Source organism: Streptomyces sp. DT2A-34 (assembly GCF_030499515.1).
Classification (GTDB): Bacteria; Actinomycetota; Actinomycetes; order Streptomycetales; family Streptomycetaceae; genus Streptomyces.
Window position 1 is genome coordinate 7,044,009 of record NZ_JASTWJ010000001.1, and the last position, 12,474, is coordinate 7,056,482.

The following is a 12,474-nucleotide window of genomic DNA, read 5'->3' on the forward strand; positions in this document are numbered from 1 at the left end:
TGTCGGCCTACCCCCAGCCCGGCACGACCATCACCAGCCACACCACCGCGGGCACCACCGCCACCACGATCGCTCCGTACACCATCAGCTGCCGGAAGAAACGCTCACGGTCCACGTCCGGTGCCGCGGCCAGCACCAGCGCACCATTCGTCGAGAAGGGGCTCACGTCCACGACCGTCGCCGACACCGCCAGCGCCGCCACCATCCCGACGGCCCCGATCTCGCCCTGCGCCAGGAACGGCACGGCCAGCGGAATGAGCGCGCCCATGATCCCGACGGACGAGGCGAACGCCGAGACGATGGCGCCGATGTAGCAGAGCAGTACGGCGGCCAGCAGCGGGACGCCGATGCCGCCGACGCCCTCGCCGGCCCAGGTGATGGTGCCCATCTCGTCCAGGACGCCGACGTACGTCAGCACACCGCAGATCAGCAGCACCGTCGGCCAGGCGATCTCGCCGACCGCCTTCCGGTTGTCCTCCGGCCACGCGGTGCTCAGGAGGACGGCGAGGGTGATCGCGGTCAGACCGGCGTCCAGGTCGAAGGCGAGGACGGCGACGACGAGGGCGACCAGGGAGAGGAGGGTGGCGGTGCGGGCGGGGGTGAGGGGGGTGGTGGCGACCGGGGTGGCGGTGGGGGCGGGGCGGGTGACGGTGGTGGCGGCCTCGCCCGTGCCCCCGCCGCCGGAGGGGGGCTCGCCCGGAGCGTCCGTGTCGGCGTCGGTGGCGCCCTTGCTGTGTCCGTCCGGTGCCGTGTCCGCCGCGGTGTCCACCGCCCCCTGCGCCCACAGCTTCAGCCCGCCGAAGAGGACGAACACGACCGCCGCGATGAGGATGTTGACGATCAGGGAGGCCAGGAAGAGCGCGACCTCGTTGCCCGGCAGCTTCTCCCGCTCGACGATGCCGTTGACGATCGAGCCGTAGATGCTGATCGGCGAGAAGCCGCCGCCCTGCGCGCCGTGCACGACCATCGCGCCCATCAGCAGCGGGCTGATCCCGTAGCGGGCGGCGAAGCTCAGCGCGATCGGCGCGACGATCGCGACCGCGGCCGGACTGACCGCGCCGATCGCCGTGAGTGCGCCGGCGAGCGCGAACATCACCCAGGGGATCAGCGCCACGCGCCCCCGGACAAGCCGGATGGAGGCGTGCACCAGCCAGTCGGTGGTGCCGTTGGCCCGCGCGATGGCGAAGAGGTACGTGACGCCGACGAGGACGACGAACAGGTCGCCGGGGAAGCCGGCGAAGATGCCGTCCGCGTCGAGGTCGGCGACCAGGGTGCCGACTGCGAAGGCGGCGGCGAAGGCGAGCGCGCCCATGTTGATCGAGCGGGTGGTGGCGATGACGAACACCACGGCGAGGACGAGGATCGAGATGAGTTCGGGGGACATACGGGCTCCCGTCTCTGGGTCCCGGAGCGGTTGCGGGTACACGCCCCTGAGTGGCCGAGTGGCTGAGCCAATTCCGGTGGCGCTGGCTGGAAAGCGTGGGCTCGCGAGGACGGGACGTCAAGGGGTCGCGCAGAATTGGCTCAGCCACTCGGCCACTCGGCCACCGAACGGCCCGGTGTTACGCTCCCGGCGAGAGGGGGACCCCGTGACCGACGCCCTGCGCCCCATGACCAAGCAGCGCCTCTACGAGCAGGTGCTCGACCGGCTGCGCGCGTACGTCGCCGAGGGCGGCCTCGGCGCCGGGGACCGGCTGCCGACCGAGCGCGACCTGGCCCAGCGGCTGGGGGTCAGCCGGGCGTCCGTGAAGCAGGCGATCGTGGTCCTGGAGGTGCAGGGCCTGGTGGAGGTGCGGCACGGCGGCGGCACCTACCTCGTGCGCGACAGCCTCGACGTGGAGCCGGTGGAGCGGATGGTCGAGCGCCGCCGACGCCTCCCCGACGTCCTGGAGGCCCGCGAGGCGCTGGAGACGAAACTCGCCGAACTGGCCGCCGAGCGCCGTACGGAGGAGGACCTCGCGGCGATGAGGTCGGCCCTCGCGCACATGGCCGAGGAGATCGAGGGCAACGGCCACGGAGTGGAGGGCGACCGCCTCTTCCACGCCGCGGTCACCGCCGCCGCGCACAGCAGCATCCTCGCCGAGTTCATGCGCTCCATCGCCGGCCAGATCGCCGAGAGCCGCACCGAGTCCCTCCGCCAGCCCCACCGCCCGGGCCGCTCCCTCGCCCAGCACCAGGCCATCCTCGACGCGATCGCCGCCGGCCACCCGTCCCGCGCGGCCGCGGCCATGCGCCGCCATGTCCGTACGGTCGCGAAGGTGCGGTTGCTGGACTGGGAGCCGGACGGGGAAAACTGACCGCCCAACCGGAACTGGTGCCGCGGCAGGAGCCGGAGGCTGCGGTGCGGTGATCAGTCATGCCCCCAGCCGTACGGCCTTCGCAGGAGCATCGCGGTCGGCGGCGTTGATCACGAGGTGGGAAGCGGCCATTGGGGGCCGTCCGGGTTCCCGAGCCAGACCACCTGCGCTTCATGGGATGCCGTCACCCCGAACGCGGCAGTGCTCGGTGAGCCGTACTCCTCCCAGGTGGCCACCGCCGACTCGACCGCGTCCCAGAGGCGGCGCGGGCCGCCCTGGCGGACCTCCCAGCCGTTGTCCGTGGGAGTGAGGACGGCGAACGAATCAGTGCCGCTGTCCAGCACGAACGTGCTCACCGGCCCGGCGTCGACCGACATGGAGAAGAAGCGGGCATCTGGCGCCGCGAGCTGTGCCATGAAGCCGGGCCCCGAGGTGGTGAGGATTTCCGGCCCGTACGTGGCTGTCCGCTTCGTGCCATCGTCGGGGCCCGGCACCATGCCGAGGCTCTCCGGCGCGTCCTGCTGGCGGGCGATCATGAAGCTCGGTTCGTCCTCGCTGAACCAGCCGCTCGCGCTGTCGCCGGTGACGATGAGCTTGACCAGGCCGAGGGGGCGCATCCAGCCGCGCAGGGTGGCGAGGATGACGCCGCCGGGCAGCACTTGCTCCAGCCAGGCAGGGGGGATGTTGCGGAAGCCGCACGTGGCGATCAGCCGGTCGTAGAGGGCTCCGTCGAGGTGGCCGACGCGGCCGTCCCCCACCACCAGGTCAGGGGTATAGCCGGACCTCGCGAGAGCCTCGCGGGCTCGCCGTGCCACACCTTCGTCCGTCTCGATCGAGGTCACGGCCTCGCTGCCGAGCCGGTGGCACATCAGTGCCGTCGAGTAGCCGGTTCCTGTGCCGATCTCCAGCACGTTCATGCCTGCGCGCACGTCCAGGTCTTCGAGCATCCGGACCACGAGGCTCGGCAGCGTGGACGATGAGGTCGGGGCCGCGTTGCTGATCGGCTTCGGATCGGCCCAGTCGATGTCCCGGCCGTCGAACTGGGTCATCCATGTCTCGTCGGAGTAGACGAGCCGGAGCCACTCTTCCTGGCCGACGTTCGCCTCGGTGACCGGCTCCCAGGTGGTGACACCGGGGCCGTCGCTCTCGCGGTAGAAGCGCGGAATGAACACGTGGCGGGGCACTGCCTCAACGGCAGCCCGCCACTGAGGTGACCGCAGCCAGCCGTCCTTCTCCAGTCCGGCGGCCAGCTGCCGTCGGAGGTCGGCTGCCATTGTCTCGGCATCAGGCTCACTGGCCACGGAGTCCTCCTTCCAGGAGATCGGCGAGTGCCGCGGTCATGGGCAGCCCGGTCGGTGGCTCCATCCATGCCCACTGCCCCGAAGGATTGCACTCGATGAAGACCCACTCGCCGGAGTCGGTCAAGGCGAAGTCGAATGCCCCGAAGACAAGCCCGAAGTGCTTCAGGTAGGCACGCATGGCGCGCTCCACCTCAGGCGGCGTCGTGACGGGCGTGTAGGTGTGGGTTCCGTAGTCGGTACGCCAGTCGAGGAGACCGGAGTCGATCCGCACCGCGAAGACCTGCTCGCCGATGACCGTGACCCGGACGTCCGCGACCTTCTCCACACGTTTCTGGAACAGGTGCATGGTGCCGGCCACGGTGTCGTCGATCTCGTCGGCGGTCACCTCAGTTACGGGAACCGTCTGGGCCTTGCCGTCGACCAGGTAGAGCGGGACCGAGATGGGTTTGAAGATGGCCGGGCCGTAATCCTCGATGAACGTCCGCGCGTCGTCAGGCACATTGGTGATCAGCGTGGGCGGCAGGGTGAAGCCGGCCGCCGCCGCGGCCGCGAGCCCGGCCGGTTTGTACTCGGCGTCACCGATGCGGTTGGGGTGATTGACGTACAGGCAGCCGGGCAGCGAGGTGAGGATGCCGCCCAGCCCGTAGCGGGCGTGCGCGATGGCGAACCGCTCTGCCTGCCTGTCGAGGTGAGGAAAGGCGAACCCGGAGGGGCGCCGGTAGTACATGGACCTCACGGCGCCCAGGTCGGCTCGCCGGCTCGGGGTCTGCACGCTTCCTCGCCACCTGTCGGTGTCGCCGATGGAGGCGGAGCACGACAGGGTGGCCGGGAAGGGGTCTGTCAAACGAACGGTGTAACTGGGGTGGTTGGGTTAGTGGCGGGCCGCTGAGAGCCGGCCGTCGAAGGTGATGTCGAAGGCGTTCAACGCGGTCTTCCAGCGCATGGTCCATCGGGCTTGGCCCTTGCCGGTGGGATCGAGGGACATGATGGCCATGTAGACGCACTTCAAGGCGGCCTGCTCGTTCGGGAAGTGTCCGCGGGCCTTGACTGCCCGCCGGATGCGGGCGTTGACCGACTCGATCGCGTTCGTGGTGCAGACGATGCGGCGGATCTCGGTGTCGAAGCGCAGGAACGGAGTGAACTCCTCCCACGCGTTCTCCCAGAGTTTGACGATCGCCGGATACTTCCTGCCCCAGGCGTCGGCGAACTCCGCGAACCGGTCCAGGGCGGCCTCCTCGGTCGGCGCGGTGTAGACGGGCTTGAGGAGCCTGGCGATCTTGTCCCAGTCCTGGCGGGCGGCATAGCGGAAGGAGTTCCGCAGCAGGTGGACCACGCAGGTCTGCACGATGGTGCGGGGCCAGACCGTCTCCACCGCCTCGGGCAGTCCCTTGAGCCCGTCGCAGACGAGCATCAGCACGTCAGCGACGCCGCGGTTCTTGATCTCGGTGAGGATGTGCAGCCAGTGCTTGGCACCCTCCCCGCCGTCGCCGGCCCACAGGCCCAGAATCTCGCGCCGGCCCTCGACGGTCACGGCCAGGGCCACGTAGATGGGCCGGTTGGCGACTGCGCCGTCGCGGATCTTCACGTGGATGGCGTCGATGAAGACCACCGGGTAGACGGCGTCGAGTGGGCGGCTTTGCCATTCGGCCATGCCCTCGAGGACCTTGTCGGTGATGGTGGAGATGGTCTGCCGCGAGACCTCGGCGCCGTAGACCTCGGCCAGGTGGGCCTGGACCTCGCCGGTGGTCAGGCCCTTCGCGGCAAGCGAGATCACCATCTCGTCGACGCCGGTCAGGCGCTTCTGCCGCTTCTTGACGATCTTCGGCTCGAACGAGCCGTCCCGGTCTCGGGGCACGGCTATCTCCACCGGCCCAACCTCGGTCAGCACGGTCTTGGAGCGTTTGCCGTTGCGGGAGTTGCCGCCGTCCTTGCCCGCCGGATCGTGCTTGTCATAGCCGAGGTGGTCGGTGATCTCGCCCTCCAGGGCGGACTCCAGCAGCCGCTTGGTCAGCTGCTGGAGCAGCCCGCCCTCACCGGTCAGCTGCAGACCCTCTGCCTGCGCCCGGCTCACCAACTCGTCGATCAGCTGGTCGTCGACGGCCTTCGCCGACACAGCCGCCGCCGACTCGCCGACCTCGTGCTCGGCCACGTTCTCACTGGTCATCGGTGCATCTTCCATGATCGGGAGTTACACCGAACGATTTACAGTCCCGAGTGACGTCGAGTACGGCTCACCTGCCGAGCGCGAAGCGATCTTCGATGCAGAGCGGGCCATGGAGGTCGCCGTCGAGAACGCGAGAGTCGGCGAGGTCGACGGGAACGAGTTCGGCGGAGGGGAGGCCGTGCTGTACGCCTACGGACCGGACGCCGAAGCGCTTTTCAGGATTATGGAGCCGATGCTGCGCAGCCTGCCGTTCAGGCCGGCGTACTTCGTGTTGCGACGGGGGAGCCGTGAGACGGAGTCCCGATTGGATCTGTGATGCGGTACAGCAGAGAAGTGCAGAGAAGTACAGCAACCTCAGCAGCCGGCAGCGCCCCACAGCAGCCCTCATAGCCCTCACGGCAGCCTGTATGACCTCCAATGACCGATCTCTACAGTGCTACGGATCAGAAGCTTCCGGGCGTCGTGCGCGCACCACAGCCGCCCGCACCATAGGCACACCGGATCGAGTGGGGAACAGCGGGGAACCACGAGGAAAGAAGCCGGGCCCGAGGAGGCACATCGCCTTCTTCTCGGGCTTCCTGCCCAAGCTCCCGCAGCCCGTACAGCCGCCGCGGCTGTGGGAGTGCCGCCCGCCCGCCTTCAAGACCGTCGATGCGGGCACGTTCGTCTTCGACGCATCGAATCTCCTCACTGGCCTCGCGCAGCACGGCTATCGCACCGTGTGCGTCGGCGGCGTCACGTACTTCTCGCGGGAGACCCCACTCGGCTCGGTGCTGCCCGACATGTTTCACGAGGACCACTGGCGCCCCGAGTTCTGCTCCCCGGAGCCCGACTCCACACGCCACCAGGTCGACCAGGCGCTGGCTGTCGCCGACAACTACGTCAACCGGCCGCTGTTCCTGTTCGTCAACGTCTCCGCCACCCACGTCCCCCATGGCCACTACACCGGCGATTGCACCGACTCCTGGCTCTCCCAGGCCGCCGCGCTCGCCTACGCGGACGAACGTCTGGGCCGCCTGATCGACAGCCTCACCCGCAAGAGGAGATGGCTGATCATCATGTGCGCAGATCACGGCGACGCCTTCGGTGAGGACGGCTACCACGGCCGGAGGATCGCTCATCCGACCGTCCTGAACGTGCCGTTCGCCGCCATGCTGAGGGAACCCGCCGCTACGCTCACGGAGCATGACTCAAGCCCACGGCAGCGATTCGAAGCCTGACGCTTCCGTGATCGTCGCCCGTGACGATCACGGACAGGTCGCCATCCTGAGCGCAGACTTCCCCCACCATGGGGGCGAGTACCTGTTCCTCCCCGGAGGCAAGGCGGAGCCCGGCGAGACGCCGGAACAATGCGCTCACCGCGAACTCCTCGAAGAGGCAGGCATCACCGCCGAGTCCTGGCGGCACCTGGGCTCGTACGCCATGACGCTCAACTCCACCGCCAGGGTGCACCTCTTCGAGGCCACACAGCTCACCTGCGGCCCTCAGCAGCTCATGCCGTGGGAAGCGGACTTCAAGCTCATGTGGTGGTCGATGGAAGCGGCCCTCAAGGCTGTCGATGAGGGCCGCTTCCTTTTGCAGGGTGGCCCGCTGGCACTGCTTCTCGCGGCCAGGACGCCCGCCGACACCTAGAAGCCTCCGGCAAGCTCAGGCGTACTACGGCCCACGGCCTCTGTCGCTCCTCAGGCCCCCCGTTCCACCACGTCCGCCACCACGCAGCTGACGTTGTCCGGGCCGCCGGCGTCGTTCGCCGCGGCGATCAGGGCGTGTACGGCGGTGTCGGGGGCCGGGGCGGAGGTGAGGAGGTGGCGGATGTGGGTGTCGGGGACGACGCCGGAGAGGCCGTCGGAGCAGAGGAGGTAGCGGTCGCCGGGGGCGGCGTCGTGGAGGCGGAGGTCCGGGGTCGCGGGGGTGGTGGGGGAGAGGGCTTTGAGGAGCAGGGCGCGCTGGGGGTGGGTCTTGGCCTCCTCCGGGGTCAGGCGGCCCTCGTCGATCAGCGACTGGACCACCGTGTGGTCGTCGGTGATGCGGAAGAGGGCGCCGTCGCGGAGCAGATAGGCACGGGAGTCGCCGATGTGCACCAGGGCCAGCCGCGAGCCCGTCCACAGCAGCGCCGTCAGTGTCGTGCCGGTGTCCTCGCCGGCACCGTCCGCCGCGTCCCGGACCGCCTCCGTGGCGCCCTGCACCGCCTCCTCCAGCAGGTTGAGGACGTTGCCCGCCGGAAGCTCGGCCGTGTCCAGGAAGCGCAGCGCCTCCACGGCCGCGCTGCTCGCCGCCGCGCCCTCGGGGCCGCAGCCGTCGGCCACCGCGAGCAGCCGGGTGCCCGCGTAGGCGGTGTCCTGGTTGGCGGGGCGGACCCGGCCTCGGTCCGAGTGGGCGGAGTAGTGGAGTTCCAGCATGGTGGTGTCCTTCCTGTCGTTCCTCGACGCTGTGGTCAGCTGGTCGATCAGGAACTCGGCCAGGTCCCGCCGTACCGCCGTGTCCGCCTCCACCCGCGCCCAGTACGCGCGGATCTCCGCGGCCGCCTCCTCGGGCGCGAGCCCACACACCTCACGGATCCGCGCCAGCGGCATGCCCAAGCGGCGCAGCCACGCGACCAGACGTGCCTGCTCCAGCTGGGCGGGCGCGTAGTAGCGGTAACCCGTGTCGGGGTCGACGCGCGCCGGACGCAGCAGGTTCAGCTCGTCGTAGAGACGCAGTGCCTTCGGCGACAGCCGGCACGCCTTCGCGAAGACGCCGATCGTGAGCATTTCCGGCCGCATGCGCACCCCCGTACCTGTCCGGTTCCGTCACCGATGCTGTGGCTTCACCGAAGGTGAAGGTCAAGCGGGCTGTTTCGGTTGCGGCGGAGGTTGTTAGCCTGCGATCCGCCCGCCCCGACCGATCCGCCCGACCGATCCGCCCGAAGGAGCCCGCCGTGCCCCGCATAGCCCTCGTCACCTGCCGTCCCGGCCCCGAGGTCGCCGTCGACCGCGACCTCCCCGTGCTGGTGCGGGCGCTGCGGGAGGCCGGGGCCGAGGCGGAGTCCGTGGTGTGGGACGACGAGCGGGCCGACTGGGGCGGGTACGACCTCGCCGTGATCCGTTCCACCTGGGACTACAGCTGGCGGGCGGCGGAGTTCCTGGCGTGGGCGGAGCGGTGCGGCAAGGCCACCCGGCTCGCGAACCCGGCCGAGGTGGTGCGGTGGAACGCCGACAAGCGGTACCTCGGCCGGCTTGCCGAGGCGGGCGTGCCGGTCGTGCCCACCCGGTACATCGCGCCCGGGGACGGCACCGACGGCACCGACGGCATCAACGCCATCGACGGGCTCCCCGTCGATCACGAATACGTCGTCAAGCCCACCTCCGGCGCGGGTGCGCGGTTCGCCGCCCGTTACGCACCCGACGACCACGACACCGCCGTACGCCAGCTCGCGCGCATGCACGCGGAGGGGTTCACCGCGATGGTGCAGCCCTACCTCAAGAACATCGACGTCAGCGGGGAGCGGGCCCTGCAGTTCTACGGCGGCCGCCTGCTGCACGCCAGCCGCAAGGGCGCCGTCCTCACCCCCGGGACGCCCTACGACGAGCGCAAGGTCGCCCATCCCGGCCTCGAACCCTGGACCCCCACCCCGGCCGAACTCGCCGTCGCCGAACGCGCCCTGGCCGCCGTACCGGAGGCCCCCGAGCTGCTGTACGCGCGCGTGGACCTCGTCGACGGGGAGGACGGCCAGCCGCGGGTCATGGAACTGGAGCTGGTCGAACCGAACCTGTTCCTGTCGCTGCACCCCGGGTCGGTGCCGCGGGTGGTGGAGGCGATCCTGGCGGCGGCGGAGCAGCAGCAGTAGTAGCTTCTCCGGTCAGTCGCCGGACTGCTGCTCGTGCCGGTGGGTGCCGCGGGCCAGCTCCTGCAGGATCTCGTGCTCCGTCTTCCCGGTCTCCCGGGCGATCTTGCGCAGCAGCAGGGCGCACAGGGCCGCGCTGCCGTCCATCAGTGCCTCGGCCGCCATCGGGTCCTCGCGGCGCCGCTCCGCCACGTACGCCGACAGAAGGTCGTTCCCGGACACGTAGGCGGTCATCAACTCGATGCCGGTACGGATGCGGTCGTAGTCGCTACTCATGTGCCGAACGATTGCACACGCCCGTCGCGCCACGTGATTCAGCCACCGACGGCCACCGCCACCCGCTGCAACAGCCCCCACGTGAACTCGGCCACCACCTCCCGCCGCACCCCCTCCCCGTCCGGCGCGGTGAACGCCAGCCCCCAGCGCGTCGGGGCCGTGCCCTCCAGCGGGCGGGCGGGGGCGAAGGCGCGGGCGGCCTCGTCGACCGTGCAGGACCAGGGGGTGAGGTCGGCGAGGGTGGGCAGGGGCGGGCTCTCGGCGTCCGGGGCGCGGACCAGCCACTCGTTCCACACCGCGCCGTTCGGGGCGAGCAGCACCTCGAAGCGCAGGTCGGGCCAGAGCGGGACCGGCCACAGCCAGGCCTCGCACTCCAGGTCGCCGACCTTGCGGGAGATCACCGCCTCGGGCTTGCCGAACACCGAGCGGTAGCGGGAGGCGGCGGCGCGGGAACGGGGCGAGCGGACCATCGCCTGCCAGCGCTTGTTCGCCTCGCGCATGTCGGCGAGGGAGACGCCCAGTTCCCGGCGGGCGTCCTCCACCAGGTCCGGGTTGTGGTCGGCCATGCGGCGCAGCAGCACCAGCTGGAAGTGGAGCGGGGTGAAGGGTCCGGCGGGGTTCGTTCCGCCGCTAGCGGCGTGCTTTCCGGAGGGCATGCGCTCCATCGTCGCCGATCGGGCGGCGGCCGTCGGGGAGAAAGAGGACCGAGTTGACGTACCGCGGGCCGCGGAAGGGCAGGACCCGGCGCAGCAGGCCCTGGGTGACGACGTACGAGGTCTCCGCCTGGTGGGTCTCCAGCGGGAAGCGGCTCAGGGGCACCCAGTCGCGGCCGGGCAGGACCCAGCCGTCGTAGCCGAGCAGCGACAGATACGTCACCACCGGGGCGATCGGCTGGATGCGGGACTCCAGCTCGACGAACAGGGCGGGCCGGTCGCGCGCCAGGATGGCGGTCGCGCCGCGCAGCACCGCGAGCTCGCTGCCGTCCACGTCGACCTTGACGAACCCGACGTCCTTGAGACCGAGTTCGTCGAGGGTGACACAGCTGACCGGCAGTGCCTTGGCGTGGATGTTCCGGCGGACCAGGGAGGACACCCCCCGGTCGCCCGCGTCGTGCGGCGGCAGCCAGAGCCGGGCCGCGCCGGGGCGGTCGGCCGCCGCGGCCTGCACGACCCGGACGTTGGGCGGAGCGGTCGCCGCCAGGAGCCGCGCCAGATGCGGGACCGGTTCCACGGTCACCACCCGGCGTGCCCGCCGCGACAGCCGCCGCGTCCACGGGCCGTACCACCCGCCGACGTCCACGGCTGTGCCGCACTCGGCGGGACACAGCTCCGCCAGCCGGGCCAGCTCCGGCTCGAAGCGCGGGTACACGGCCCGGGCGACGGCGGCGACCAGGCGGGTGGGCAACAGAGGGGCGAGGTGCGCGGCCAGGGTCATGGGGCCATCCGTTTGAGGAGTTCCTCGTGCTCGTCGTCGGAGACCTGCTCCCCGGAGGCCGGCAGCAGCTGCGGGATGCCGTCGACGATCGGGTAGCGGCGGCGCAGACGGGGGTTGTACAGCGCCTCGGCCGCTTCTTCCGCCTCTTCCGCCTCTTCCGTATCGGCGGGGCCGTCCGGTACGACGAGGTGCAGCTGCCCCTTGTCGAGGGGACACGCCAGGATCTGGAGCAGGGGGTCGTCGGGTTTCATGGTGGAGTCAACTCCTTCGCGCCGATGGGGGGTTGAGGGGACGGTGGTGGTGCGGGCGGGTCGTGCCTCGGCATCGACAGCAGTACGGCGAGCGCGAGCGCCGTACCCGCGACCCGCAGCGCCAGCCGCAGCGGGTCCTCGGGCAGCGCCTCGCCGAACGACAGGGTGCCGAGCACGGCCGTGTACAGGCATGTCACCGTCGTGCACACCGGCACGATCAGCGAGGCCCGGCAGCGTTGCAGCGCGGCCTGCGACATGACCAGCCCGAAGGTGCCGGTGAAGAGGAGCAGATACGGGTACGGGGAGCGCAGCAGGTCAAGGAGCGCGCCGCCGATCCCGGTCGCCGTCAGGTAGCTCGACACGCCCTTGATGGCGAGCGAACTGACCCCGTACAGCAGCCCCACCGCCACGCCGTACTCGACGCCGGTCGTCGGCAGCCGGTGCCGGTGCCGGGCCCTGCGCTCGGCGGAGTTGTACAGCCACACACCCGCCGCCAGCGACGGCACGCACACCAGCAGGATCAGCGGATACGGCGCCTCCTGGCTGACGGTCTCCGAGCCCTCGCGCAGGGACAGCACCACCATCAGCAGCGCGGCGAGGATCGCGCCGATCGCGTACCGCTCCCGCCCGCTGGTCTCCTCGCCCAGCAGCCGCGCCGAGAGCAGCACGAGCAGCACCAGTCCGGAGACGAAGATGCCCTGCGCGGCGGCGATCGGCAGGGTGCGGTAGACGACGAGCTGCGCCCCGAATCCGGCGGCGAGGGCGAGCGAGCCGCCGATCCACAGCGGGCTGCCGAGCACCAGCCGCAGCAGCCGGGCGGGTTGCCGGATGCTCACCTGCGGAAGTGCGGTGAGCGCCCGTTTCTCCAGGACGAAACCGAGGCTGTACAGGGTGTTCGCCATCAGGGCCGCGGCCACTCCCCACCACA

General features: G+C 70.6%; 15 protein-coding genes. 5 read left to right on the plus strand and 10 right to left on the minus strand.

The window, feature by feature from the left end; translation table 11 throughout:
* Positions 1-7: 7 nt before the first annotated feature.
* Entirely contained in the window at positions 8-1,384 is a 1,377-nt protein-coding gene (locus QQM39_RS31610; protein WP_302000949.1) for an SLC13 family permease, read from the minus strand.
* Between the two features lie 205 nt (positions 1,385-1,589).
* On the opposite strand from QQM39_RS31610, the gene QQM39_RS31615 reads away from it, so the two are divergent.
* Positions 1,590-2,297, plus strand: coding sequence for a FadR/GntR family transcriptional regulator (locus tag QQM39_RS31615; RefSeq protein ID WP_302000950.1), 708 nt, complete (start codon positions 1,590-1,592; stop codon positions 2,295-2,297).
* A gap of 110 nt (positions 2,298-2,407) precedes the next feature.
* Here QQM39_RS31615 and tgmC read toward each other — a convergent pair whose 3' ends face one another.
* The 3 genes from tgmC to QQM39_RS31630 are packed head-to-tail and all read right to left on the minus strand — an operon-like array spanning position 2,408 to position 5,762.
* On the minus strand, positions 2,408-3,598 hold the full coding sequence (tgmC, locus tag QQM39_RS31620; RefSeq protein ID WP_302000951.1) for an ATP-grasp peptide maturase system methyltransferase: 1,191 nt from the start codon (positions 3,596-3,598) through the stop codon (positions 2,408-2,410).
* A complete protein-coding gene (gene tgmB, locus QQM39_RS31625) occupies positions 3,588-4,442 on the minus strand; it encodes an ATP-grasp ribosomal peptide maturase (RefSeq protein ID WP_302000952.1) in 855 nt (284 codons plus the stop codon). The genes tgmC and tgmB overlap by 11 nt, the downstream gene beginning before the upstream one ends.
* A 27-nt stretch (positions 4,443-4,469) precedes the next feature.
* Positions 4,470-5,762 carry an IS256 family transposase gene (locus tag QQM39_RS31630; RefSeq protein ID WP_301994513.1) on the minus strand — a complete coding sequence of 431 codons (1,293 nt, stop codon included), beginning with the start codon at positions 5,760-5,762 and terminating at the stop codon, positions 4,470-4,472.
* 13 nt (positions 5,763-5,775) lie between these two features.
* Here QQM39_RS31630 and QQM39_RS31635 point away from each other — a divergent pair, with 13 nt between their 5' ends.
* From QQM39_RS31635 to QQM39_RS31645, 3 genes are all read left to right on the plus strand, one after another.
* Positions 5,776-6,078 carry a hypothetical protein gene (locus tag QQM39_RS31635; protein WP_302000953.1) on the plus strand — a complete coding sequence of 101 codons (303 nt, stop codon included), beginning with the start codon at positions 5,776-5,778 and terminating at the stop codon, positions 6,076-6,078.
* Positions 6,079-6,268: 190 nt separating this feature from the next.
* Positions 6,269-6,982, plus strand: coding sequence for an STM4013/SEN3800 family hydrolase (locus QQM39_RS31640; RefSeq protein WP_302000954.1), 714 nt, complete (start codon positions 6,269-6,271; stop codon positions 6,980-6,982).
* Positions 6,948-7,394, plus strand: coding sequence for an NUDIX hydrolase (locus QQM39_RS31645; RefSeq protein ID WP_302000955.1), 447 nt, complete (start codon positions 6,948-6,950; stop codon positions 7,392-7,394). The genes QQM39_RS31640 and QQM39_RS31645 overlap by 35 nt, the downstream gene beginning before the upstream one ends.
* 50 nt (positions 7,395-7,444) lie before the next feature.
* On the opposite strand, the gene QQM39_RS31650 is transcribed toward QQM39_RS31645, so the two are convergent.
* On the minus strand, positions 7,445-8,524 hold the full coding sequence (locus QQM39_RS31650) for a MerR family transcriptional regulator (RefSeq protein WP_302000956.1): 1,080 nt from the start codon (positions 8,522-8,524) through the stop codon (positions 7,445-7,447).
* A 155-nt stretch (positions 8,525-8,679) separates the two neighbouring features.
* On the opposite strand from QQM39_RS31650, the gene QQM39_RS31655 reads away from it, so the two are divergent.
* Positions 8,680-9,588: a RimK family alpha-L-glutamate ligase gene (locus QQM39_RS31655; RefSeq protein WP_302000957.1), complete on the plus strand. Its 909-nt coding sequence runs from the start codon at positions 8,680-8,682 to the stop codon at positions 9,586-9,588.
* A gap of 12 nt (positions 9,589-9,600) precedes the next feature.
* Here the strand turns inward: QQM39_RS31655 and QQM39_RS31660 are convergent, their stop codons facing one another.
* Genes QQM39_RS31660 through QQM39_RS31680 form a run of 5 tightly spaced genes read right to left on the minus strand, consistent with a single transcriptional unit; the run spans position 9,601 to position 12,463 of the window.
* The gene (locus tag QQM39_RS31660) at positions 9,601-9,861 is read right to left on the minus strand and encodes a hypothetical protein (protein WP_302000958.1); all 261 of its coding nucleotides are present in this window, start codon (positions 9,859-9,861) and stop codon (positions 9,601-9,603) included.
* Between the two features lie 38 nt (positions 9,862-9,899).
* Positions 9,900-10,517 (minus strand): hypothetical protein, encoded by a 618-nt coding sequence (locus tag QQM39_RS31665; RefSeq protein ID WP_302000959.1) that lies wholly within the window; start codon positions 10,515-10,517, stop codon positions 9,900-9,902.
* Positions 10,492-11,295 carry an FkbM family methyltransferase gene (locus QQM39_RS31670; RefSeq protein ID WP_302000960.1) on the minus strand — a complete coding sequence of 268 codons (804 nt, stop codon included), beginning with the start codon at positions 11,293-11,295 and terminating at the stop codon, positions 10,492-10,494. The genes QQM39_RS31665 and QQM39_RS31670 overlap by 26 nt, the downstream gene beginning before the upstream one ends.
* On the minus strand, positions 11,292-11,546 hold the full coding sequence (locus QQM39_RS31675) for a Trm112 family protein (RefSeq protein ID WP_302000961.1): 255 nt from the start codon (positions 11,544-11,546) through the stop codon (positions 11,292-11,294). The genes QQM39_RS31670 and QQM39_RS31675 overlap by 4 nt, the downstream gene beginning before the upstream one ends.
* A complete protein-coding gene (locus QQM39_RS31680; RefSeq protein ID WP_302003793.1) occupies positions 11,543-12,463 on the minus strand; it encodes a hypothetical protein in 921 nt (306 codons plus the stop codon). Before QQM39_RS31680 ends, QQM39_RS31675 begins: the two co-directional genes overlap by 4 nt.
* Positions 12,464-12,474: the final 11 nt, after the last annotated feature.

What these genes read in the sequence shown, in the direction of transcription:
- QQM39_RS31610 (WP_302000949.1), bottom strand. Translation starts at nt 1,384, where the DNA reads ATGTCCCCCGAACTCATCTCGATCCTCGTCCTCGCCGTGGTGTTCGTC.
- QQM39_RS31630 (WP_301994513.1), bottom strand. Translation starts at nt 5,762, where the DNA reads ATGACCAGTGAGAACGTGGCCGAGCACGAGGTCGGCGAGTCGGCGGCG.
- QQM39_RS31635 (WP_302000953.1), top strand. Translation starts at nt 5,776, where the DNA reads ATGATCGGGAGTTACACCGAACGATTTACAGTCCCGAGTGACGTCGAG.
- QQM39_RS31645 (WP_302000955.1), top strand. Translation starts at nt 6,948, where the DNA reads ATGACTCAAGCCCACGGCAGCGATTCGAAGCCTGACGCTTCCGTGATC.
- QQM39_RS31650 (WP_302000956.1), bottom strand. Translation starts at nt 8,524, where the DNA reads ATGCGGCCGGAAATGCTCACGATCGGCGTCTTCGCGAAGGCGTGCCGG.
- QQM39_RS31660 (WP_302000958.1), bottom strand. Translation starts at nt 9,861, where the DNA reads ATGAGTAGCGACTACGACCGCATCCGTACCGGCATCGAGTTGATGACC.
- QQM39_RS31665 (WP_302000959.1), bottom strand. Translation starts at nt 10,517, where the DNA reads ATGCCCTCCGGAAAGCACGCCGCTAGCGGCGGAACGAACCCCGCCGGA.
- QQM39_RS31670 (WP_302000960.1), bottom strand. Translation starts at nt 11,295, where the DNA reads ATGACCCTGGCCGCGCACCTCGCCCCTCTGTTGCCCACCCGCCTGGTC.
- QQM39_RS31675 (WP_302000961.1), bottom strand. Translation starts at nt 11,546, where the DNA reads ATGAAACCCGACGACCCCCTGCTCCAGATCCTGGCGTGTCCCCTCGAC.